Source organism: Streptomyces kaniharaensis (assembly GCF_009569385.1).
Taxonomy (GTDB): Bacteria; Actinomycetota; Actinomycetes; order Streptomycetales; family Streptomycetaceae; genus Kitasatospora; species Kitasatospora kaniharaensis.
In genome coordinates this window covers 636,014-657,947 of sequence record NZ_WBOF01000001.1, presented here as the reverse complement: position 1 = coordinate 657,947, position 21,934 = coordinate 636,014, and the positions used below count along the sequence as shown (strand labels likewise).

General features: G+C 71.6%; 17 protein-coding genes. 8 read left to right on the top strand and 9 right to left on the bottom strand.

Annotation, left to right across the window (positions count from 1 at the left end; all coding sequences use genetic code 11):
• Positions 1-9: 9 nt before the first annotated feature.
• Complete coding sequence (locus tag F7Q99_RS02920) at positions 10-1,563, bottom strand: class I adenylate-forming enzyme family protein (RefSeq protein ID WP_326846186.1); 1,554 nt, start codon at positions 1,561-1,563, stop codon at positions 10-12.
• Between the two features lie 12 nt (positions 1,564-1,575).
• Entirely contained in the window at positions 1,576-1,992 is a 417-nt protein-coding gene (locus F7Q99_RS02915; RefSeq protein ID WP_153459936.1) for a nuclear transport factor 2 family protein, read from the bottom strand.
• A 186-nt stretch (positions 1,993-2,178) separates the two neighbouring features.
• Here F7Q99_RS02915 and F7Q99_RS02910 point away from each other — a divergent pair, with 186 nt between their 5' ends.
• Genes F7Q99_RS02910 through F7Q99_RS02895 form a run of 4 tightly spaced genes read left to right on the top strand, consistent with a single transcriptional unit; the run spans position 2,179 to position 6,324 of the window.
• Positions 2,179-2,967 carry an SDR family NAD(P)-dependent oxidoreductase gene (locus tag F7Q99_RS02910; protein ID WP_153459935.1) on the top strand — a complete coding sequence of 263 codons (789 nt, stop codon included), beginning with the start codon at positions 2,179-2,181 and terminating at the stop codon, positions 2,965-2,967.
• Between the two features lie 43 nt (positions 2,968-3,010).
• Entirely contained in the window at positions 3,011-3,949 is a 939-nt protein-coding gene (locus tag F7Q99_RS02905; RefSeq protein ID WP_153459934.1) for an aromatase/cyclase, read from the top strand.
• Complete coding sequence (locus F7Q99_RS02900) at positions 3,942-5,567, top strand: FAD-dependent oxidoreductase (RefSeq protein ID WP_326846185.1); 1,626 nt, start codon at positions 3,942-3,944, stop codon at positions 5,565-5,567. The genes F7Q99_RS02905 and F7Q99_RS02900 overlap by 8 nt, the downstream gene beginning before the upstream one ends.
• Entirely contained in the window at positions 5,554-6,324 is a 771-nt protein-coding gene (locus tag F7Q99_RS02895; RefSeq protein ID WP_153459932.1) for a cyclase family protein, read from the top strand. Before F7Q99_RS02900 ends, F7Q99_RS02895 begins: the two co-directional genes overlap by 14 nt.
• Positions 6,325-6,393: 69 nt before the next feature.
• On the opposite strand, the gene F7Q99_RS02890 is transcribed toward F7Q99_RS02895, so the two are convergent.
• Positions 6,394-8,367 carry a GTP-binding protein gene (locus F7Q99_RS02890; RefSeq protein ID WP_407697731.1) on the bottom strand — a complete coding sequence of 658 codons (1,974 nt, stop codon included), beginning with the start codon at positions 8,365-8,367 and terminating at the stop codon, positions 6,394-6,396.
• Between the two features lie 343 nt (positions 8,368-8,710).
• On the opposite strand from F7Q99_RS02890, the gene F7Q99_RS02885 reads away from it, so the two are divergent.
• Entirely contained in the window at positions 8,711-9,523 is an 813-nt protein-coding gene (locus F7Q99_RS02885; RefSeq protein ID WP_195910984.1) for an AfsR/SARP family transcriptional regulator, read from the top strand.
• Positions 9,524-9,614: 91 nt separating this feature from the next.
• On the opposite strand, the gene F7Q99_RS02880 is transcribed toward F7Q99_RS02885, so the two are convergent.
• Positions 9,615-10,265, bottom strand: coding sequence for a response regulator transcription factor (locus tag F7Q99_RS02880; protein WP_153459929.1), 651 nt, complete (start codon positions 10,263-10,265; stop codon positions 9,615-9,617).
• Positions 10,266-11,265: 1,000 nt separating this feature from the next.
• Here F7Q99_RS02880 and F7Q99_RS02875 point away from each other — a divergent pair.
• Positions 11,266-12,897, top strand: a complete 1,632-nt coding sequence (locus F7Q99_RS02875) for an AMP-binding protein (RefSeq protein WP_326846184.1) — start codon at positions 11,266-11,268, stop codon at positions 12,895-12,897.
• A 42-nt stretch (positions 12,898-12,939) separates the two neighbouring features.
• Here the strand turns inward: F7Q99_RS02875 and F7Q99_RS02870 are convergent, their stop codons facing one another.
• Together F7Q99_RS02870 and F7Q99_RS02865 are read right to left on the bottom strand one after the other, a co-directional pair.
• Positions 12,940-13,341: a YccF domain-containing protein gene (locus tag F7Q99_RS02870; protein WP_153459928.1), complete on the bottom strand. Its 402-nt coding sequence runs from the start codon at positions 13,339-13,341 to the stop codon at positions 12,940-12,942.
• Between the two features lie 200 nt (positions 13,342-13,541).
• Positions 13,542-15,926 carry a collagenase gene (locus F7Q99_RS02865; RefSeq protein WP_326846183.1) on the bottom strand — a complete coding sequence of 795 codons (2,385 nt, stop codon included), beginning with the start codon at positions 15,924-15,926 and terminating at the stop codon, positions 13,542-13,544.
• Between the two features lie 631 nt (positions 15,927-16,557).
• Between F7Q99_RS02865 and F7Q99_RS02860 the strand changes: the two genes are divergently transcribed.
• Complete coding sequence (locus F7Q99_RS02860) at positions 16,558-18,369, top strand: APC family permease (RefSeq protein WP_153465731.1); 1,812 nt, start codon at positions 16,558-16,560, stop codon at positions 18,367-18,369.
• Positions 18,370-18,495: 126 nt separating this feature from the next.
• On the opposite strand, the gene F7Q99_RS43025 is transcribed toward F7Q99_RS02860, so the two are convergent.
• On the bottom strand, positions 18,496-19,149 hold the full coding sequence (locus F7Q99_RS43025; protein ID WP_153459927.1) for a transglycosylase family protein: 654 nt from the start codon (positions 19,147-19,149) through the stop codon (positions 18,496-18,498).
• A 270-nt stretch (positions 19,150-19,419) separates the two neighbouring features.
• Between F7Q99_RS43025 and F7Q99_RS02850 the strand changes: the two genes are divergently transcribed.
• Positions 19,420-20,277 (top strand): S-methyl-5'-thioadenosine phosphorylase, encoded by an 858-nt coding sequence (locus F7Q99_RS02850; RefSeq protein ID WP_153459926.1) that lies wholly within the window; start codon positions 19,420-19,422, stop codon positions 20,275-20,277.
• On the opposite strand, the gene F7Q99_RS02845 is transcribed toward F7Q99_RS02850, so the two are convergent.
• Both F7Q99_RS02845 and F7Q99_RS02840 read right to left on the bottom strand, forming a co-directional pair.
• Entirely contained in the window at positions 20,240-20,677 is a 438-nt protein-coding gene (locus F7Q99_RS02845) for a hypothetical protein (RefSeq protein WP_153459925.1), read from the bottom strand. The genes F7Q99_RS02850 and F7Q99_RS02845 overlap by 38 nt on opposite strands.
• Positions 20,677-21,807 carry a molybdopterin-dependent oxidoreductase gene (locus F7Q99_RS02840; protein WP_153459924.1) on the bottom strand — a complete coding sequence of 377 codons (1,131 nt, stop codon included), beginning with the start codon at positions 21,805-21,807 and terminating at the stop codon, positions 20,677-20,679. Before F7Q99_RS02840 ends, F7Q99_RS02845 begins: the two co-directional genes overlap by 1 nt.
• Positions 21,808-21,934: the final 127 nt, after the last annotated feature.

Sequence of the window (21,934 nt, the reverse complement as noted above, 5' to 3'; positions counted from 1 at the left end):
GGTGCGGGGTCAGAGGGAGCCGAACAGCCGGTCGCGCAGCTCGCGCCGCTGGACCTTGCCGGTGGCGGAGCGCGGAATGCTCTCCACCAGCCGCAGCTGCCGCAGGTGCTCGTAGTAGGGGAGTCGCGCGTTGGCGAACTCGGCCAGGGCGGCCGGGTCGACGCCCTCGCCGCGCGGCACGACGAGCCCGACGGCGACGGCACCGCTCAGCTCGTCGGGGTGGTCGAAGACCACGCAGTCGGCGACGGCCGGATGGCGCATCAGCACCCGCTCGATCTCGGTCGGCGACACCAGCCAGTTGTCGCACTTGAAGACGTCCTTGATCCGGTCGACGACGAACAGCCGGCCCGCCTCGTCGATCCGGCCGACGTCGCCGGTGCGGAACCAGCCGTCCGCGTCGACGGCGTCGGCGGGCGAGTCGCCCAGGTAGCCCAGCATCAGCTGCGGACCCCGGACCTGGATCTCGCCGCGCTCGCCGATCGGCAGCACCGCGCCGGTGCGCACGTCGACGATCCGGCAGGCCGTCCCGGCGACCGGCGGCCCGCTGGAGCCGACGGTCGGCCCCTCCGGCAGGTCGAAGTGGGTCGACGGGGAGGTCTCGGCGAGGCCGTAGCCCTGGACCACCGGAACACCGAAGTGCTCCGACAGGGCCACCGTCGTCCGGGGCGGCAGCGCCGAGCCCCCGGACAGCACCGCGCGCAGCGACGGGATCCGGAAGCCGGGCAGACGCTCGTCCCCGGCGAGGCGGGACAGCCGCACCGGCAGGCTGTACAGGTGCGAGGCCCGCCAGGTGCGGGCCAGCCCCACCAGCGCCTCCCGGTCCTCCTCAGGGCAGAGCACGTGCGTCGCACCGACGGCGAGCGCGGTGTTCAGGTGCATGAGGTGGAACGAGGGCAGGTTGTTGAGCGAGACGGAGTCCGCCGCCAGCCGGTGGGCGTGCGCCGACTGCGCCGCGTTCACCAGCAGGTTGCGGTGGCTCAGCCGCACCGTCTTCGGCGCGCCCGTGGTGCCGCTGGTGAACTGCAGGCAGGCGGTCTCCACCACCTCGCCGGCCGGGACGGCGGCCCGCTCCAGCTCGCCGAGGACGGGCGTGCCGTCACCGGCGTCGGCGGTCACCACGAGCTGCCGCAGCAGCGGCAGCCGGGGGCGCAGCGCCGCGATACGCCGGTGCATCCGGGGCGACAGCACGGCCGCCCGCGCACCGCAGGAGTTGAGGACGTGCACCAGGGTGTCGTCCGGGACGAGCGGGTTGAACATGGCACTGGTGTTCCCGGAGCGCGAGATGCCCAGGAACGTGACCGCGAACTCGACGGTCAGCTCGGCGGCGATCGCGATCACCGTGCCGGGGCCGCCGAAGGCGCCGCGCAGCGCCTCGGCGCAGTCGGTCACCCGCTGGTCCAGGCCCGCGTGGTCGAGCACCAGGCAGTCGGCGACCAGGGCCGGGTGACGCGGCGTCCGCCCGGCGGCGCGCCGGAGCAGGTCGTCGATCCGGGGCCCGCCGATCAGCTCGGCCACGCCGTCCAGGGGCGGACCGAAGGTCGTACTGTCCCGTGGGAGGTCCACGGCGGCCTCCTCTCAGGCGGGCAGGTCGTCCCGGTACACCTGGCGGTGGCGGACCTTCAGCTCTCCGGCCACCCGCACCAGCCGGTCCTCGCAGCTGCAGCTCAGATGCACCGCGGCCGAGCCGCCCTTGGGCGTCGCGACGATCAGGGCGTACGTCCTGGCCAGCACGGTGCCGTCCGGCTGCTCGTCGACCTCCAGCATCCCGAGCCAGTGCCGGTGCTGGACCCCGGCGGCTGCCAGGCGCTCCGCGGCCTCACGCGCGCCCTGCTCGATCGCGCCGCGCCCCTCCTGCGGGTGCGGGCGGGCGTTGGCGGCGAACACGCCGTCCTCGGTGAAGGTCGCGGCCCACTCGGTGACCTCGCCCTCGTCCAGGTGGCGCATCTGCCGCCCGTAGAAGTGCTGGACCTCCTCGTAGAGCGATCCGGTCATGCTCCGGGCCTCCTCGGATAGTTGGGTGGTTGGGCAGCGCCGACGCTCCCACCCCCGTTTCGAATCCCGTTGGAGCCGGCGGCGTGCCGGGCCCGCTCGAAGCGCAGTCGAAGCCGGCCGGGCAGGGTCGGGCCAGGGCTCGGAGGACGGGCCCGGGATTCGCGAGCGAGACAGGAGATCGATGCGATGAGCACGGTGACAACCGGTGAAGTCGCCCTGGTGACGGGGGCGACCAGCGGTATCGGACTGGCCAGCACCGTCCGGCTGGCCCGGCGCGGGCTGCGCGTCTTCATCTGCGCCCGCACCCCGCAGGCCGTCGCCGAGACGGTCACCCGGCTGCGCGGCGAGGGCCTGGAGGTGGACGGCCTGGCGGCCGACGTCCGCTACCAGGAGGACGTCACGAAGGCGGTCCGGGCCGCGGTGGAGCGCTACGGCCCGATCGGCGTGCTCGTCAACAACGCCGGACGCAACGGCGGCGGCGTCACGTCCACCATCACCGACGAGCTCTGGCAGGACGTGATCGAGACCAACCTCACCAGCGTCTTCAGGGTCACCCGCGAGGTGCTCACCACCGGCGGCATGGAGGCGGCCGGCCACGGGCGGATCATCACCGTCGCCTCCACCGGCGGCAAGCAGGGCGTCCCGCTCGGGGCCCCGTACTCGGCCTCGAAGGCCGGCGTCATCGGCTTCACCAAGGCGCTCGCCAAGGAGCTCGCCGCCACCGGCACCACCGTCAACGCGGTCTGCCCGGGCTACGTCGAGACCCCGATGGCCGTGCGGGTCCGCCAGGCGTACGCCAACACCTGGGAGACCACCGAGGAGGACGTGCTCGCGCGGTTCGAGCAGAAGATCCCGCTCGGCCGCTACTCCACCGCCGAGGAGGTGGCCGGCATGGTCGACTACCTGACCACGCCCGCCGCCGCCTCCATCACCGCGCAGGCGATCAACGTCTGCGGCGGCCTCGGCATCTACTGAGCCGCATCCCACCCACCCCGCAGACGGAAGGCCGGTCCGACACATGACCACCACCCAGCACACCACGCACGAGATCGACATCGACGCCCCCGCCGACGTCGTCTACACCGTCATCGCCGACGCCGAGGCCTGGCCGCGGCGCTTCACGCCCACCCTCCACGTCGAGCGCACGGAGCTCGCACCCGGCGCCGAACGCCTGCGGATCTGGGCCCGGGCCAACGGCGAGGTCAAGCAGTGGACCTCCCGCCGCGACCTCGACGCCGACCGCCGCCGGATCGGCTTCCGCCAGGAGGTCTCCTCGCCCCCGGTCGCCTCGATGGCGGGGGAGTGGCACGTCACCGAACGCCCCGGCGGCGCCACCCTCACCCTCACCCACGAGTTCAGCGCGCTCGACGACGACCCGCAGGGCCTGCGCTGGATCACCGAGGCGACCGACCGCAACAGCCGCAGCGAACTCGGCAACATCAAGTCCCTCGCCGAGCGCTGGACCCAACTCGCCGACCTGGAATTCGAGTTCGAGGACTCGGTGCTGGTCGACGCCGCCCCGGACACGGTCTACGACTTCCTCCACGACGCCGCCGCCTGGCCCACCCGGCTGCCCCACGTCGCCCGGCTCGACCTGCGCGAGGAAGCCGGCGGCATCCAGCACATGGCGATGGACACCCGCACCGCCGACGGCTCCGAGCACACCACCGAGTCCGTCCGGATCTGCTTCCCGGACACCGACATCACCTACAAGCAGCTGCGCACCCCCTCCATGATGGCCGCGCACACCGGCCGCTGGACCGTCGAGCCGACCGAGCACGGCGTACGGGTCACCTCCTGGCACGCCGTCGTCCTCAACCCGGAGGCGATCCCCGCCGTCCTCGGCCCGGACGCCACCACCGCCACCGCCCGCCGCTTCATCCGGGATGCCGCCGGCGGCAACAGCCGCGCGACCCTCGGGCTCGCCAAGCGGTTCGCCGAGGAACGCCGTGGCTGACCCGGCCCCGGCCATCCTGATCGCCGGCGCCGGCCCGGTCGGCCTCACCGCGGCGCACGAACTCGCCCGGCGCGGCGTGCCGGTCCGGCTGATCGACGCCGCCTCCGGCCCGGCGACCAGCAGCCGCGCCCTGGCGGTGCACGCCCGGACCATGGAGGTGCTCGACCAGATGGGGGCCGTCGACCGGCTGCTGCCCCTGGGCCGGCGGGTCACCCACTTCACCATGCACCGACGCGGCCGGACCCTCGTCCGCTTCGACACCAACTACCGTTCCCTGCCCACCCGTTACCCGTTCAGCCTGATGGTCGACCAGGTGGTCACCGAGCAGGTGCTGCGCGAGCGCGTCGCCGAACTCGGCGTCACCGTCGAATGGGGCGTCGAACTGACCGCCCTGCACCCCGAGACCGACGCCGCGCTCGTCACCCTCCGCCATGCCGACGGGCGCACCGAGGAAGCCCGGGTGCCCTGGCTGATCGGCGCCGACGGCGGCCGCAGTACCGTGCGCAAGCAGCTCGGCATGCGCCTGATCGGAGACTCCACCGAGGTCTGGCTCAACGCCGACGTCACCCTCGACGCCGACCTGCCGTCGGACAGCAACCACCTGCTGCACACCGACCCCGGCACCCTGCTGCTCGTCCCGTTCCCCGAGCCCGGCAAGTGGCGCGTGGTCGACACCGTCGACACCGACGGCGCCGACGACCCCGAGCTGGTCCGGCGGCGCCTGGCCGACAAGATCGGCCGGGCGCTCCGCCGCCCGGTCGAGGTCGGCACCCCCACCTGGCTCTCCGTCTTCACCGTCCAGCAGCGCCAGATCACCAGGATGCGCGAGGGCCGCTGCTTCCTGGCCGGAGACGCCGCCCACGTGCACAGCCCGGCCTCCGGGCAGGGCATGAACAGCGGCATCCAGGACGCCTACAACCTCGCCTGGAAGCTCGCCGACGTGATCCGCGGCCACGCCGGACCGGGACTCCTCGACAGCTACGACGCCGAGCGGGTCCCGACCGGAGCCGTCCTGCTCCGCTCCACCCGGACGGCCACCGCCCTGGTCTCGCTGCGCACCGCCCTGGCCCCGGCCCTGATCACCGTCGGCACCGCCGTGCTGCGCCGGATACCGCCGCTGCGGCGCAAGGTCGAGGGCCGGATGATCCGCGGCTTCTGCGGGCTCGCCCTGGCCTACCCCGACAGCCCGCTCACCCGGCCGGACCCGGCGTCGGCCAGCCGCCTCGCCCCCGGCGACCGGGTGGGCTGCGACGCGACGACGGCGGCCGGGCACCCCGGCTGGTCCGCGCTCTGCACCGAACTCGCCGACCCCCGCTGGACGTTGCTCGCCACCCCGGCAGCCGCCGGGCAGACCGGGCACCGGGAGGCACTCGCCCGGGTGGAACGGCTGCTCGGCACGGCCGTCTCCGTCCACACGGTCGCCGACGCGGGCGGCCCGGGCGACCTGCCCGACCACGACGGCACGCTGCGCCGCGAACTCGGCCTGGCACCAGGCGAGTTCCTGCTGATCAGGCCGGACGGCCATCTCGCCGCGCGGGACCGCGGTCCGGACCGCTACCTCGACGTCCTCCGGGCCTGCGACCTGCTGCCGGAAGGAGCCGCGCATGCGCATCATTGACCTCTCCTCGACGATCGACGGCAGCGCCTGGGAGGTGGACGGCATCCGCCACGAGGTGATGACGCCGGCCGACGGCGCGCGCCACATGGCCGAGGGCATGCTCCGCAACCACGGCATCGAGTTCGACATCGCGGACCTGCCCGACGGTGAACTGCTCTCGCTGGACACCCTGACCCTGACCACCCACACCGGCACGCACGTCGACGCGCCGTCGCACTACGGCAGCAAGGCCGCCTACGGAGTGCCGCGCCACATCGACGAGTTGCCGCTGGAGTGGTTCATCGGCCCGGGCGTCGTCCTCGACCTCACCGACTCGGGGGTCGGGACGATCGGCGCGGACCGGCTGCGGCGGGCCTTCGACGAGATCGGCCACCGCCCGCAGGCCGGGGAGATCGTGCTGCTGCACACGGGAGCCGACCAACGCGTGGGGACGCCCGAGTACTTCACCCAATTCGCGGGCCTGGACGGGGAGGCGACGAACCTCCTGCTCGACCTCGGGGTGCGGCTCATCGGGACGGACGCCTTCGGACTGGACGCTCCGTTCACGCACATGCTCTCCGAGTTCCGGCGCACCCGGGACCATTCCGTGCTGTGGCCCGCGCATTTCGCGGGACGTCAGCGGGAATACTGCCAGATCGAGCGATTGGCCAATCTGGGCGCGCTGCCCGCGCCGACCGGATTCACCGTGCAGGCCTTTCCCGTCAAAATCGCGGGGGCGGGGGCGGGTTGGACGCGAGCGGTGGCACTGCTCGACTGAACCGCGGAATTGCCGTGACGGCCGAGGGCCCGACCACTGGAGCAGTGGTCGGGCCCTCGTGACGTCACGTCAGATGCGGCCGAACGCCCGCAGCATGTACTCCTTGCGGTCCACCGGGTTGAGGTCGGTGCGGCGCCGGCTCGGCACCGGACCGACGGCCGGCTGGAAGCTGTGGAACCGCGTCACCAGCACACCCTCGCCCTGGCTCAGCCCTGGCAGCCGCTGCTCGAACTCCTGCACGGTGCGGGCCGGAATGGTCCCCTCCACCAGGCAGCTGCTGCCCTGCCCCCGGGTCGTCTCCGGGGTCGCACCGCACTCCACCAGGTTCAGCAGGACCGTGCTGGCACTCTCGGCCGGCACCTCCAGCTCGAACCGGTTGACCGGCTCGAAGACCTGCGTGCCCGCCTGCTTGAGCGCGTTCATCAGCACCAGCGGGGTGAGCTTGCGGAAGTCACCCGCCGCGCTGACCGGGCTGGCGAACCCGGAGTGGGTCAGCGTCACCAGGATGTCCAGCACCTCCCAGCCGTTCAGCCCCTGCTGCAGGGTCGCCCGGACGGCCTCCTCGACGGCCTTGTGGAAGGCGTGCGGCAGCGAGCCGAGCTCCACCGACCGGCGGAAGACGATCCCCGAGCCCGGCTCCCCGGGTTCGACCCGCAGGCCGACCGTGGCCCAGAAGAAGGTCTTGCTCCGGTAGTCGATCTCCTCCACCGACTCGCCGACCCCGATCGGGCGCTCGACGCAGATGATCCGGGTGCCCTCGAACACCACGTCCAGCTTGTAGTCGTCGGCGAGGGTCGCCGCGATGACCTCCTTCTGCACCTCGCCGTAGAGCGAGACCGAGATCTCCTGCTCCTCGTCGTCCTTGCGGACGTTGATGAACGGATCCTGGTCGGCCAACTGCAACAGCGCGTCGTAGAGTTCGGGCATCGCACCGGGCCGGGCCGGCCGGATCACGGTCTCCAGGCTCGGCGGCGCGAACAGGTGCTCGCCGTCCAGCCCCTCGTCGGAGCCGAGCCGGTCGCCGATCCGGATGCCCTTGAGCCCCCAGACCTTGGCGATGTCACCCGCCCTGGCCTGCTCCTCCACCACCGCGGAGCCCCGGTCGAACACCTCGACCACGGTGGTCCGGCCGGGCAGTTCGACGACCGCGCCGTGCTGGTCGCGCCGGAAGACCGACACCTTCGACCGCGGCCCGAGCGTGCCCGTCCGCAGCCGCACGTAGGCGACCTTCTCGCCCGCCCAACCGCGTTCGATCTTGAACACGGTGCCGTGGAGCGTGCCGTCGGAGCCACCGTGATTGACCGGAAACAGCCTGGTGATCCCGTCGACGAGTGCGCCGATGCCGGCGTCGGCCACGGCCGAGCCGAAGAACACCGGGTAGACCTGCGCCTGGCCGGCCTGCCGGGCCAGTTCCTTGGTGTAGTCCCGTGCGGTCAGGGAGGCCTCGTCGTCGAGGTAGCGGACCAGGAAGTCGTCGCCGTGCTCGGCCAGGATGTCGGCCAGTTCGGCGGCGAACTCCGGATCGTCCGGCCCGACGGTCCGGGCGATCGCGCGCGCCCCGGGCGTGCCGAGCCCTTCGACCCTGGTCAGCGGCACGACGGCGGGCGAGAGCTCGGAGCGGATCTCGTCCAGCAGGTCGGCGTACCGGGCGCCCATGCGGTCGATCTTGTTGACGAAGAGGATCACCGGCATGCGCATCTTGACCAGCGTGCGCATCAGCAGCCGGGTCTGCGCCTGCACCCCCTCCACGGCCGAGATGACGAGCACCACGCCGTCGAGCGCGCCGAGGGCCCGCTCCACCTCGGAGATGAAGTCCGGGTGGCCGGGAGTGTCGATGAGATTGACCTTCACGTCGCCGACGGTGAAGGACACCACCGCGGACCGGATGGTGATGCCGCGCTGGCGTTCGAGTTCGTGCGAGTCGGTCTGGGTGTCACCGCGGTCGACGCTGCCGACGCGGTCGATGACGCCGGCGGTGTGCAGCAGCCGCTCGGTCAGGCTGGTCTTACCGGCGTCGACATGCGCCAGGATTCCGATGTTCACGCTTGACAAGACGGAGTTCCCCTAGTTCTTCGGTCTTCGTACGGATAACCGGAGCAACACGGATCTTTCGGGGCACGTCCTTCTCCTCGCGTGTCTGGCGGGTGGCGGGACCTGATAGTCCAACCTGCCGGAGTCTAACAGAACTTGACGGATGGACAGCCGATCGGCGGGGGTCGGTCGGCGGGGGGTGTTTCCCTCGGGACAGTCCGGCTGGCCGATCTGGAAATGCGCCGGTGCCACCTGGGAAATGCGGCGCTGCCACCTTGTACGGATTCCTCTTGAGCCCCCGCGGGAAGCCCGGATATACCTGGGTTCGAGGAAATGTCCGGCCGACATCGGAGGCATGATGAAGTTCAACATTCTGGGCCCGCTGGAAGTCCTCGACCGGGGAATTCCGTGCACCCCGAGCGCGCTGAAGGTCCGCTGGACGCTGGCGATCCTGCTGATGAACGCCAACCGGATCGTCGACCTCGGCCTCATCATCGAGGAGATCTGGGGCGGCAGCCCGCCGCGGACGGTGGTCACCACCGCACAGACCTACATCTACCAACTGCGCAAGCTCTGTCGCCCCCAGGGGCGTGACGTCATCCTCACCAAGGCCCCCGGCTACGTGCTGCTGCTGGGGGAGGAGGAGCTCGACGCCCAGGAGTTCGAGCGCCTGCACACCGAAGGGGACCGCCTGCTGGCCGCCGGCAACCCCGAGGCCGCCGCGGAACGGCTGCGGCAGGCGCTGGGCCTGTGGCGGGGCACCGCGCTGGCCGACATCCCGGTGGGCGGCGTGCTCGCCGGCCACGTCGCGGTCCTGGAGGAGATGCGCATGCGAGCCCTGGAGCACCGCATCCTGGCCGACCAGCAACTCGGTCGCCATCGCGAACTCATCCCGGAGCTACGGCTGTTGACGCTCAACCAGCCGCTCAACGAGTGGTATCACGAGCAGCTCATGCTCGCCCTGGACGCCGCCGGGCGGCGCAGCGAGGCGCTGCACGTCTACCGCACGCTCTACCGCAGGCTCGACGAGGACCTCGGGATCACCCCGTCGCGGCCGGTGCGGGACCTGCACAACGAGCTGCTGAGCGGCACCGTGCCCGCGCGGCAGCAGTTCCGGGCAGCTGCCGCGCGGGCGGTGGAGCAGGGCCTGCGGGCCCGGTCGGCCTAGGGCAGGACCTCGGTGCGACCGGGCCGGTCTTCCTGCCGTCGGGCCCACTGCCCGGGCCCGCCGGCCGAACCTGCTGGTCGGGCGGGCCCGGTCAGGCCCGGTGGCCCGCCGGCACCAGCATGGCGGCGGCCCGGGCCTTGTTGACGGCGTCGATCCGGGAGACCGCGTTGAGCTTGACGAAGACGTTCCGGAGATGGCGCTTGACCGTCCCGGGCGAGATGCAGAGCCGCCCGGCGATGTCCGAGTTGCTCAGCCCGTTCGCGACCAGCCCCATGACCTCGCGCTCCCGGCCGGAGAGCTGCCCGCCGCGCTGGCCGGCCATCCAGCCGAGGCCGGAGCGCGAGGCCATGATGTACACCCGCTCCCGGTCGGCGGTCAGGCCCCGGATCACCGGGCACAGGCACTCGCCGGCGGCGTCCTCGGTCAGGTAGGCGCTCACCCCGGAATTGAGGTACATCTCCATCTCGCCCGGGCGCTCCTGACGGCTCAGCACGACCACCCGGGCGCCCCGGTCGAGCAGCCGCCCGAGGGCCCGCTCGGTGTCGGCCGCCGACTCGCCCGCCCCGTACACCACGACGTCCACCCGCTGCCCCGCGAGGACCTCCAGCGCCTGGTCCACGTCGCCCACGGCGGCGTGGAGGGCGAGGTCGCTCTCGGCGGACAGCAGCGCCCGGAGCCCCGTGCGCAGCAAAACGTTTCCCTCGACGACCAGGACCGTCGGACGGGTGTTGACAGGTGACACGATTGACCCCCGGTGGCGACAGGCACGAATGACCGACGAGTGGAGCGACCCCGGTTTGCCGGTCAATACGGCGCGGTGGACGCTCCGAGCCCTGAAACGGGTGGCGGAAAACCGATTCTCCTTCTCCGGATATCGACTCGGAGCGACCGCGGCCCGACAACGGGCGGCGGAACGACCGCTGCGAAGCCGTCCGGCGGTGTGGTGGACCGTGAACGAATTTCGGACGGTTCCTGTGGCCGGGCCGGTTTCGGCATTCCGGTGCAGGGCCTCCGGGCGCCGGGCGGGACGATATCCGGTCGTGCGGCGCCCGAACCCCGCCGCTTGGCGGGGGCGGCCCGGGACGCTCGCGAACGTGGTGGTGACCGTTGCGACCTGCACTGTTGTCAAGCCGCCGGCCGCGGGGGCGGCGGCGGCACTGACCGGCGTGGCCGTGCCCGGAGACGGGCGCGGGACCTGTGGCCGGCCGGGGAAAGCAGCCATTCGTAGTCCTCCGGTGGGTGGGGGGTCGGTGGATGTTCGTATTCGGGAATAAAGGGCGCTTCCGGGCGGTTTCTGGACCACCCCGCGCACGGCCGGACGTGGGATGACACCTCGTCGGCCGCGTCCGCAGCCGGTCGATCGAGCCCGCCGCGGAGGTGGCTCGATTTGACCATGCGGGCTGAGGAGAACCTAACCTGATTCTTACTTTCAGCCCAAGGGCGGTTTTTCGCCGCGCGAGCGCGGCGAGATCACAGGACGATCTCGCCGGCCCGGCGCGGAGACGTGGCCGACAGGAGCATGTCAGCCACCGGAGGTTGGTGACCCGGGCACCGGGAAAGGCGAGAACGAATGATCGCCGGAGTGCCCGAGGCGCCCCCGCCCGGCGGCCCGAGACGATCACGCTCACCACCCCCAAACGGGGGTGGTGAGGGACCGGCGTGGCGCGGATCATGGTTCCTGCCGGGTCGGCCGCGCTGCCGTATCGCGACATCGTTTCGTTGCTTCAGCCAGGAGGCCCATCGTGTCGACAACGACGTCCGCACGGAGCTACTCGTCGGGGACCTCGGACGTCCCGCTGCTCGGCGACACGATCGGGGAGAACCTCGACCGCGCCGTCCGCGCCTTCCCCGAGCAGGACGCCCTGGTCGACCGCGCCACCGCCCGCCGCTGGACGTACGCCGAACTCGCCGCCGACGTCGACGCCCTGGCCCTCGGCCTGCTCGGCCTCGGCATCGCCAAGGGCGACCGGGTCGGCATCTGGGCCCCCAACTGCGCCGAGTGGACGCTCACCCAGTACGCCACCGCCAAGCTCGGCGCGATCCTGGTCACCGTCAACCCGGCGTACCGTTCGCACGAGTTGGAGTACGTGCTCAACCAGGCCGGCATCCGCCTGCTGGTCGCCGCCGAACGGTTCAAGACCTCCGACTACGCCGCGATGATCGACGAAGTCCTTCCCCGCTGCAAGGAGTTGGAGCGGGTCGTCCTCCTCGGCAGCCCCGCGTGGGACGCTCTCCTCGCCGCCGGACGGCAGGCCGACCCGTCACCGCTCGCCGACCGGCGGCGGGAGTTGGCCCCGGACGACCCGATCAACATCCAGTACACCTCGGGCACGACCGGCTTCCCCAAGGGCGCGACCCTGTCGCACCACAACATCCTCAACAACGGCTACTTCGTCGGCGAGCTGCTCAACTACACCGAGCAGGACCGGATCTGCATCCCCGTCCCCTTCTACCACTGCTTCGGCATGGTCATGGGCAACCTCGCCGCCACCTCGCACGGCGCCTGCATGGTCATCCCGGCCCCCTCCTTCGAACCCGGCGCCACCCTGGCCGCCGTCGCCGCCGAACGCTGCACCTCGCTGTACGGCGTGCCGACCATGTTCATCGCCGAACTGGCCGACCCCGACTTCGAGCGCCACGACCTCACCAGCCTGCGCACCGGCATCATGGCCGGCGCCCCCTGCCCGACCGAGGTCATGAAGGACGTCATGGGCCGGATGGGCATGGCCGAGGTCTCCATCTGCTACGGCATGACCGAGACCTCGCCCGTCTCCACCCAGACCCGCGCGGACGACTCCGTCGAGCGCCGCGTCTCCACCGTCGGCCGGGTCGGCCCGCACCTGGAGGTCAAGGTCGTCGACCCGGCCACCGGCCGCACCGTCCCCCGCGGCGAACCCGGCGAACTCTGCACCCGCGGCTACTCCGTCATGCTCGGCTACTGGGGCGAACCGGAACGCACCGCCGAAGTCGTCGACGCCGCCCGCTGGATGCACACCGGCGACCTCGCCGTCATGGACGACGACGGCTACATCGGCATCACCGGCCGCATCAAGGACATGGTCATCCGCGGCGGCGAGAACCTCTACCCGCGTGAGATCGAGGAGTTCCTCCACACCCACCCCGACATCCTCGACGTCCAGGTCATCGGCGTCCCCGATCCCACGTACGGCGAGGAACTCATGGCCTGGATCCGCCTGCGCGACGGCGCCGGACCCCTCACCGCCGAGACCGTCCGTGCCTACTGCACCGGCCGCCTCGCCCACGTCAAGATCCCGCGCTACGTCCACGTGGTCGACGAGTTTCCGATGACCGTCACCGGCAAGATCCGCAAGGTCGAGATGCGCGCCATGGCCACCGAGATCCTCGGCCTCTGACACCAAAGCCGGCCCCCACAACCACCGGCGGGTGCTTTCGGCCTACCAGCCGGCGAAGCGCTGGTCGGTGGGGACGATCTCGCGGCCGAGCGGGGTGAGGGAGATCGGGATCATCTTGAGGTTGGCCCAGCCGAAGGGGATGCCGATGATCGACAGGAACAGCGGGATGCTGGTGACCAGGTGCGCGAGGGCCAGCCACCACCCGGCGAAGATCAGCCAGAGCGTGTTGCCGACGCAGGACGCCGCCCCGGCGTCGCGTCGCTCGACCGTGGTCCGCCCGAAGGGCCACAGCACGTAGCCGGCGATGCGGAACGCGGCAATGCCGAATGGAATTGTAATGATGAGGATGAAGCAGATGATTCCGGCGATCACGTAGCCGATGGCCATCCAGATGCCGCAGAAGATCAACCAGAGGACATTGAGAACGAGATCGATCACCTTCATGGGTGGCACCTTCTCATGACTCGCGGCCGGCTCCTACGACGTGGCCATGCCCTGCGACCGGCGTGTCTACGCCCTTAGGGGCCGCTCCTCAGGGTCCGGTCCGGGTTGCGGCCTCGGGGGAGCACCGTGCCCCGGGGTAGGGGAAGACCCGGGCGCGGTACGGATCCCACCGTCCGTACCGCGCCCGGGGATTCGTGGGGTCAGCGGCGGAGAGGGCCTTCGCAGGTGTAGTCGGCGGTGCCGGCCCGGCCGGTGGACCAGAGGTCGACCTTGCCGAAGGTGCAGTTCATGTCGTTGAGGTTGTTGGCGTCGTCGACGTCCTTGGTGCGGGCGAGGATGAAGTAGTCGACGGTGTCGGACATGTCCTTGAAGACCTTGTCCGGGTTGGTGGTGTCGGTGAGGTTGGCGGTGATGCGGCCCGTGCAGATGAAGCGCATCGGCTTGTTGGCCCAGTCCCCGTTGTTCTTGCAGGTGGGGGTGGACCCGGTGGCGTCGGTGATGGCGGCCTGGACGTCGGAGGCCCCGGCGAGGTCGAGTTGGTCGTTCGGGATGTAGGAGGTGGAGGGGACGTAGAGGGTGTCGACCTTCCTGATCTGCTCGTCGAGGAAGGCGAAGTACTCGGCCTGCAGGGCGGTGTCGGCGCCGAGGCGGTCGCGCCAGGCGTCGAAGCCGGCGGGGTTGTCGGCGCGCTGGTAGCCGTACATCTCGCGTAGGAGCGAGGGGTGCTTGAGCCAGAGGAACTCGAAGAAGGTGCCGGCGTAGTTGTAGAAGTGGAAGGCCGGGGTGTCCGTGTACCGGGCGTGCAGGAGCTGGGCGACCGTCATGCGCGGGATGCCCTTGGCCTCGTCGGAGGCGAGCTTCTGGACGAGGGACTTGCGGACCAGGATGCCCTGGTCGCGGGTGGAGCCGTCGAAGAACTCGGCGGTGCCCTCGTCCATGGCGGTGGTCTTGTCGTCGGCGTACCAGCGCGGGTCGCCGAAGTAGCCGGGCACCGCCCAGCGGCCGTTGAGGTAGTGGACGTACTCGTGGCGGAAGAGCTCTTCGAGGGTGAGCATGGAGTCCTGCGGGACGCGCCGCTGGTAGGTGTAGAAGGTGGCGCCGCGTTCGATGTAGATGCCGCCGTTGTTGGTGCTGTAGCCGGTGAGGATCGGGTGGTAGACCTCGTAGTCGGCGCGCGAGGCGTACAGGTGGATGTGCAGGGTGGTGTTGACGTCGCCGGCCAGCGGCTGGTCGGTGCCGAGGACGCGGAAGTACTGGCTCTTGACCTGCTTGCTGGCGTAGTACATCTGGTCGACGGTGGCCTTGTCGAGGGCGGTGCGGACCTCGATGGCGCCGTTGTCGTAGGTGTACGTGTGGGGGAAGAGCTTGTTCTCGAGGTCGGCGATGCAGATGCCGTACTGCTTGCAGACGCCGTAGGTGTTGGCCCAGCCGATGGCCTTGGCCCACGGGTCGGACCACTCGCCGAACGCGGCCTTGGTGGCGTCGATGAGCCGGCCGAGGTCGGCGACGGTGCTGTCGTGCAGGGCCGGGACCTGGCCGAAGCGGCCGTACTCGGCGACGGCGTCACGGGCGGCCCAGGCGTTGGCCGTGCCCTTGAGGTGGGTCCAGGAGGCGTAGGCGCGGAACGCGGCGCGGTAGTCGGCGTTCGCGGCGACGGCGGCGAGGAAGGCCGGGTCCTGGTTGTAGATGCCGAGGTAGTTGAGGTTGAGCGCCTGGAGGACGGCGTTGCCCCACGGGCGGCTGCCGGCGAGGGTGGTGCCGGGGGCGAGGACGCCGAGGATGCGCTGGGCGAGCGGGAGGTTGCGCTGGCGCAGGCCGTCGCTGCCGGCGGTGATGGCGGCCTCGCGGAGGATGTCGGCGGCGAGGTCGGTGCGGTCGAAGGCGTGCGCGCTGCCCGCGTACGCGTCGATCGCCTGCTGGACGGCGGCCAGGGTGGTGGGCTCGGTGACGTTCAGCTCGTGGTGGCTGAAGGCGTGGTAGACGGTGGCGTGCAGGTACGTCCACAGCTCGTAGAGGTGTGAGGCGCCGGTGCCGTCATCGGTGGCGGAGAGCTGGGTGATCCGGCGGGCGACGGCCTGGACGTGGGCGTTGTCCATGGCGGTGGTGAAGCGGGCGTCCCAGGTCCAGATGACGCCGCGCAGGCAGCCGTCGGCGGTCACGGCGGGGTCGCTGAGGAAGGCGACGAGTTGGTCGGCGCCGAGACCGGTCATGCCGTCGACGGTGCACGGCACGCCCGCGGCGGTGGTGGGCGCGGGGGTGGCGTTGCCGGTGCCGGCGGCCTGGGGGGCGGTCGGGGCGGGGGCGCCGACGTGGTCGGGCAGCAGGCCGGGGATCAGCGAGGTGCCGAGGGAGCCGCCGCCGGGGGCCGGTGCGGGGGCACCGGGCTTGGCCGCGTCGGTGCCGAGGTGGTCGACGTCGTCGTAGGCGGTGCTCGACGGTACGTCAGGAGTGGGAGTGGCCTTGGGCGTTGCGGTCACGGCGGGTGCGGGGGTGAGTGCCTGGGCGCTCTGCAGGGCGGGCAGGGTGAGGGTGGCGGCCATGGCGGCTGCGAACAGAACGCGCTTGGTGGCACGGGAAGTTGACACCGAATCTCCTGGAGGGGGAAGTGGCAGGGCGGTGCGGTGGTGCAGGACCGTGGGTTCCGGTCGGAACTGCGGGGCCGGGGACGGGTGGTGGGGTCGCGGCCGTCCTCGACGCGAGCCGTAACATAGCAATGTGAAATTGCACCAGACAAGAGGGTGAACACACCCGGCGGCGACACGGCGTACCGGACGGCCCTCGGTGTCCGTGCGCCGACCGCCGTGCGGATGCGGCTGAAGTCACGGAACGCGACGCGGCTGTGGCACCCGGTTCACCCGCGCGGCCACACCTGCGCCACGTGCGCCAAGGCGCCCCCACCATGACGTTTTCTTAACGCGGGCCAATGACGCGTCCTTGACGCCAGTCGCATAGCCTGGCGCACTGCCGTCGCCCGACGGCGCTTTTACGGGGTCTTTAAACAAGAGGTGCACAGTGGTTTCGTCGGGTTCGACGGAGACGGGGACGGTGGAGGCGGCGCCGCCGCCGGCGGCGGTCGCGCCGTCGGCGCGAATACGCCTCCGTAACTGGCTGCTCGCGGACCAGTCCGTGGCCAAGGGCGAGCACGGGGACGGCGCGGAGGCACCGGCCTCCTCGGCCCCGGCAACGGCGCACGCCCGCCAGAGCTGGTGGCGGGTGATGTGCCTGACCGGCGTCGACTACTTCTCCACGCTCGGCTATCAGCCGGGAATCGCCGCGCTCGCGGCCGGGGTGCTGTCGCCGATCGCGACGATCGTGCTGGTGATCGTGACCCTGCTGGGCGCGCTGCCGGTCTACCGGCGGGTCGCCCAGGAGAGCCCGCACGGCGAGGGCTCGATCTCGATGCTGGAGCGGCTGCTGTCCTTCTGGAAGGGCAAGCTGTTCGTGCTCGCCCTGCTCGGCTTCGCGGCGACGGACTTCATCATCACGATCACGCTCTCGGCCGCCGACGCCAGCGCGCACCTGGTCGAGAACCCGCATTTGACCGGCGTCCTCGGCGGCAAGCAGGTGCTGATCACGCTGCTTCTCGTGGCGCTGCTCGGCGGTGTCTTCCTGAAGGGCTTCAGTGAGGCGATCGGCCTGGCCGTCGCGCTGGTCGGGATCTACCTGGCGCTCAACGTGGTCGTGGTCGTGGTCGGCCTCTGGAAGATCATCCAGGCTCCGCACGTGGTCACCGACTGGACGGACGCGCTGACCACCCAGCACGGGAACCCCATCCTGATGGTCGGCGTGGCGCTGGTGCTGTTCCCGAAGCTGGCGCTGGGCATGTCCGGCTTCGAGACCGGTGTCGCCGTGATGCCGCACATCCAGGGCGACCCGGGCGACACCGATACCGACCCGGCGGGCCGGATCCGCGGCACCCGCAAGCTGCTCACCACCGCCGCCGTGATCATGAGCGCCTACCTGATCGCCACCAGCTTCATCACCACGCTGCTCATCCCGGCCAAGGAGTTCGAGACCGGCGGCGAGGCCAACGGCCGAGCCCTGGCGTACCTGGCCCACGAGTACCTGGGCGGCACCTTCGGCAGCATCTACGACCTGTCCACCATCGTCATCCTCTGGTTCGCCGGCGCCTCCGCCATGGCGGGCATGCTCAACCTGCTGCCCCGCTACCTGCCGCGCTACGGCATGGCGCCGCACTGGGCGCGCGCGGTGCGCCCGACGGTGATCGTCCTCACTCTCATCGCCTTCCTGATCACCTGGATCTTCGACGCGGACGTCGACGCCCAGGGCGGCGCCTATGCGACCGGCGTGCTGGTGCTGATGAGCTCGGCGGCCATTGCGGTTACCATCGCCGCGTACAAAAAGCGCCAGCGCGGCTGGACCGTCGCGTTTGCCGTCATCGCGGTGGTGTTCCTGTACACCACCGTGCTGAACTGCATGGAACGGCCGGACGGTCTGAAGATCGGTGCCTGCTTCATCGCGGGCATCATCCTGATCTCGTTGCTCTCCCGGCTCAAGCGCGCCTTCGAGCTGCGCGTCACCAACGTGGTCCTGGATGACGTCGCCGAGCGCTTCATCCGCGACTACGCGCACCGCCCGCTGCGCCTGATCGCCAACGAGCCGAGCAACCGGGACGTCGCCGAGTACCGCGACAAGATCCGGCAGATCCGGGCCGACAACGACATCCCGGGCGAGGACGACCTGGTCTTCGTCGAGGTGACCGTCCGCGACGCGTCGGACTTCGAGGCCGAGCTGACCGTCCGCGGCGAGGTGCTGCACGGCCGCTACCGGGTGCTGACGCTGGAGAGCTCCAGCATCCCGAACGCGATCGCCGCCCTGGCGCTCACCGTCCGGGACCGCACCGGCCAGCGGCCGCACCTCTACTTCGAGTGGACCGAGGGCAACCCGTTCGCCCAGTTCCTGCGGTTCTTCCTGTTCGGCCAGGGCGAGGTCGCCCCGGTCACCCGCGAGGTGCTGCGCGAGGCCGAGCCGGACCGCGGCCGCCGTCCGCGCGTCCACGTGGGGTAGCGGTCCGAGCGCCACGTCGGCCCGTCCGGTCCTGGTGACCGGGCGGGCCGACGGCGTTCCGGGGGCTGCTCGAAGCAGCCGTGCCGCCCACGCCCCCGGGAGGGCGTGGGCGGCACGGCGGGCGGGTCAGGAGGGCAGACGCAGGCGCATGCCCGGCTGGATGAGGTCCGGGTCCTTGCCGACGGTGTTGCGGTTGAGCTCGTAGAGGGCGGGCCAGCCGCCGGCGATGCGGAGGGTCTCGGCGATGTCGCCCAGGGTGTCGCCCTCGCGGACCCGCCACTCACCGGAGGCCGAGTCGATCGCCGTGGCGGGCGTCACCGCGGGCGTCGCGGTCGGCGGCGGGGCGGCGGCGTCATGGTTCTGCTCACGCTCCTGGTCTCGGTCGCGGTTTCGGGCGCGGTCGTGGCCGTGGCTGCCGGTGGCGCGGGCGCCGCAGACCGGCCAGGGCCTGAGGCCGCGGCGGTCGGCGAGGTGCTGGGCGACGGCGATCTGCTGCTCGCGGCTGGCGAGGTCGGCGCGCGGGGCGTAGTCGAGGCCGCCGTTCTCGCGCCAGGTCGGCTTGTCGAACTGGAGGCCGCCGAAGTAGCCGTTGCCGGTGTTGATGTGCCAGTTGCCGCTGCTCTCGCAGGACGCCACGCGATCCCAGTCGTAGCTCCCGGGGTCGGTCCCGGTGTCGCGGCCCGGCGGCGCGGCCTGGGCCGTTGGGGCGGTGAGGGCTACGGCGATGGCGCACAGGGCGGCGGTGGGGGCGAGGCGGCGGAGACGCGCGGTGGGAGGCATGGGCGGCTCTCAGGTCCGGGGACAGGGCGTGCACCGTTCGGAGGCGGCGCTGTCCCAACCGACGCACGCCGGGTGGGGCGAACCGCCGCCGACACGTCCGGCAAGTCACCCGGTCGGCCGCCCGTTGGCACTCGGCCGGCTCGCGGCCGTTCGGCCGTACCAGCCGTTCGGCCGCACCAGCCGTTCGGCAACCGTAAGACGGCCCCCGGCCACGCCGCGCCCGCGGCCTCCTAGAGTGGCCGGGACGCCTCCCGAGGAAGGGCACGAACGATGACGATCGATCAGGAAACGCCGCACGCCGAACTGGGCGTGATCGGCGGCTCCGGGCTGTACGCGCTGCTGGACGACGTGACCGAGGTGCGGGTCGACACGCCGTACGGGCCGCCGAGCGACGCGCTGTTCCTCGGCGAGGTCGCGGGCCGCAGGGTCGCCTTCCTGCCCCGGCACGGGCGGGGCCACGGCCTGCCGCCGCACCGGATCAACTACCGGGCCAACCTGTGGGCGCTGCACTCGCTGGGCGTGCGCCAGGTGCTCGGGCCGTGCGCGGTGGGCGGGCTGCGGCCGGAGTACGGGCCGGGCACGCTGCTGGTGCCGGACCAGTTCGTCGACCGCACCTCCGGCCGGGTGCAGACCTACTACGACGGGCTGCCGCTGCCGGACGGCACGCTCCCCGAGGTGGTGCACGTGTCGATGGCCGACCCGTACTGCCCGGGCGGACGGCGGGCGGCCCTGGACGCGGCGCGCGACGCCGCCTGGGAGCCGGTGGACGGCGGGACCCTCGTGGTGATCGAGGGCCCGCGCTTCTCCACCCGCGCCGAGTCCCGCTGGTTCACCGCGAACGGCTGGTCTGTGGTCGGCATGACCGGCCACCCCGAGGCCGTGCTGGCCCGCGAACTCGGGCTCTGCTACACGTCGTTGGCGCTGGTGACGGACCTCGACGCGGGCGTGGAGAGCGGCGAGGGCGTCACCCACGCGGAGGTGCTGAAGGTCTTCGCGGGGAACGTCGACCGGCTGCGCTCGGTGCTGTTCAAGGCTCTGGAGAGTCTGCCGGCCGACCGCGACTGCGTCTGCTCGCACGCCCTGGACGGGCTCACGACGGGTCTGCCGGGCGTCGTCTCCGGCGCCTGAACGAGAAACCCTGGGAGCGCCACCGCCGGGCCGCCGCGATCAGCAGCGCGAGCCCGGCGGTGGCGGCCAGCACCAGCAGCCAGTTGCGCAGGTACGGCAGCGGCAGCACCGAGGAGTTGCCGTGGTTCGTGCCGTCGCGCAGCACGGCCGGCAGCCCGACGGCCGTCACCGCCGCCGCGACGACCAGCCAGCCGCGCAGCACCGGCCCGCGCGCGAAGGACGCGCCGACCAGGCAGAGCAGCGGCACCCACAGTCCGTCGTGCAGGAGCACCGCGCCGACCGCCCAGACCAGGACGTCGAACGGGTCGGTGATGTAGGAGTCGGCGAGCAGGCCGGAGAGGCCGTAGGCGATCAGGGCGAGCCCGCCGAGCAGCAGTGCCGCGCGCAGCCACCGGGGCATCAGAGCACCTCGATCCGTTCGACCCACTTGGTCTGCAGGACCCCGGGCCGGTTCGGCGCGATGATCCGGGCCGGGTAGCCGTGGTCGGCCGCCAGCACCTCGCCGTTGACCCGCAGGGCGAGCAGCGAGAGCGGGTCGACGCAGTAGTCGGGCGGCATCTCCGTCACCCGGTACGGCCCGGCGGCCTCCAGCGAGGTGACCCGCAGTGAGGCCCCGGCCGGGGCGCCCGCCCGTTCCATCAGATCGGCGATCCGGACCCCGGTCCACCGGGCCGAGGCGCTCCAGCCCTCCACGCAGGAGATCGGCAACTCGACCTCGTACTGAGGGAGTTGTGCCAGTTCGGCGAGCGTCAGCTGATACGGGCGGGGCCCGTCCACGCGCAGCCGCCAGTCGGCCGGGACGGTGACCGTGCCGGCCTGGGCGGCCGTGCGGTTCACCGGCAGCCCCTGCGGGCCGACGTCCGGACGGCGCGGGGCGAGCAGGTCCAGACCGCCGAGGAACGGCACGGTCTGCCCGGCCGTGGTGAGGGTCACGGCGCCGACGGCGGCGGTCACCGCGGTGAGGAACGCCCGTCGCTGCGGCAGCCCGACTGCCGGTCGGTGCCAGTTCCGCGCGATCAGCGTGCCCTTGGCGGCGATGTGGACCAGCAGGCCACCGGTGGCCAGCCAGCCCAGCCAGAAGTGCGTCTGCCGGAACGGGAACGGCCATGGGTACCACTGCAGGGTGTTGAACAGCCCGGTGAACAGCTCCAGCAGCATTGCCGAGACGAGCGCGAAGATGCCCAGCCGCTCCAGCGCGTGCAGCACACTGCGTGCCGGCGGCCACTCGAACAGCCGCGGGTAGACCGTCCACAGCTTCGCCCCGAGCAGCGGGATGGCGGCGATGCCGCTGATGACGTGCAGCCCTTGGGTGACCCGGTAGCCGTTCACCGGCCGGCTCTGGAGGTACGGGAGGAGCCAGCCCGGCGGATCCTGGAGAGCGTGGCTGACCAGGCCGGTCAGGAAGCAGACCAGCAGCGCCGCGCCCAGCCAGCGGCCGAGCACCACGGTGGTGCGCGGCTCGTGCAGCGGCGACCGGAATGCCCCTTCGCGGAACGGACCGCGGCGGAGAAGCACGGGCGGCGGGGGCAACGGGAGATCGTAACGACGGCGCGCGCCGGGGGGATTCGGGGTCACCGTTTCATGGAACCGCCCGTCGGCCGTGTTGTGGTGCTCCGACGTGCTTACGGAATCCGAACGGCGCCATGCCGCTGCGGCC

What these genes read in the sequence shown, in the direction of transcription:
- F7Q99_RS02910 (WP_153459935.1), top strand. Translation starts at nt 2,179, where the DNA reads ATGAGCACGGTGACAACCGGTGAAGTCGCCCTGGTGACGGGGGCGACC.
- F7Q99_RS02845 (WP_153459925.1), bottom strand. Translation starts at nt 20,677, where the DNA reads ATGCCCCGGTGGCTGCGCGCGGCACTGCTGCTCGGCGGGCTCGCCCTG.
- F7Q99_RS43025 (WP_153459927.1), bottom strand. Translation starts at nt 19,149, where the DNA reads ATGCCTCCCACCGCGCGTCTCCGCCGCCTCGCCCCCACCGCCGCCCTG.
- F7Q99_RS02905 (WP_153459934.1), top strand. Translation starts at nt 3,011, where the DNA reads ATGACCACCACCCAGCACACCACGCACGAGATCGACATCGACGCCCCC.
- F7Q99_RS02860 (WP_153465731.1), top strand. Translation starts at nt 16,558, where the DNA reads ATGTGCCTGACCGGCGTCGACTACTTCTCCACGCTCGGCTATCAGCCG.
- F7Q99_RS02870 (WP_153459928.1), bottom strand. Translation starts at nt 13,341, where the DNA reads ATGAAGGTGATCGATCTCGTTCTCAATGTCCTCTGGTTGATCTTCTGC.
- F7Q99_RS02850 (WP_153459926.1), top strand. Translation starts at nt 19,420, where the DNA reads ATGACGATCGATCAGGAAACGCCGCACGCCGAACTGGGCGTGATCGGC.
- F7Q99_RS02895 (WP_153459932.1), top strand. Translation starts at nt 5,554, where the DNA reads ATGCGCATCATTGACCTCTCCTCGACGATCGACGGCAGCGCCTGGGAG.
- F7Q99_RS02915 (WP_153459936.1), bottom strand. Translation starts at nt 1,992, where the DNA reads ATGACCGGATCGCTCTACGAGGAGGTCCAGCACTTCTACGGGCGGCAG.
- F7Q99_RS02885 (WP_195910984.1), top strand. Translation starts at nt 8,711, where the DNA reads ATGATGAAGTTCAACATTCTGGGCCCGCTGGAAGTCCTCGACCGGGGA.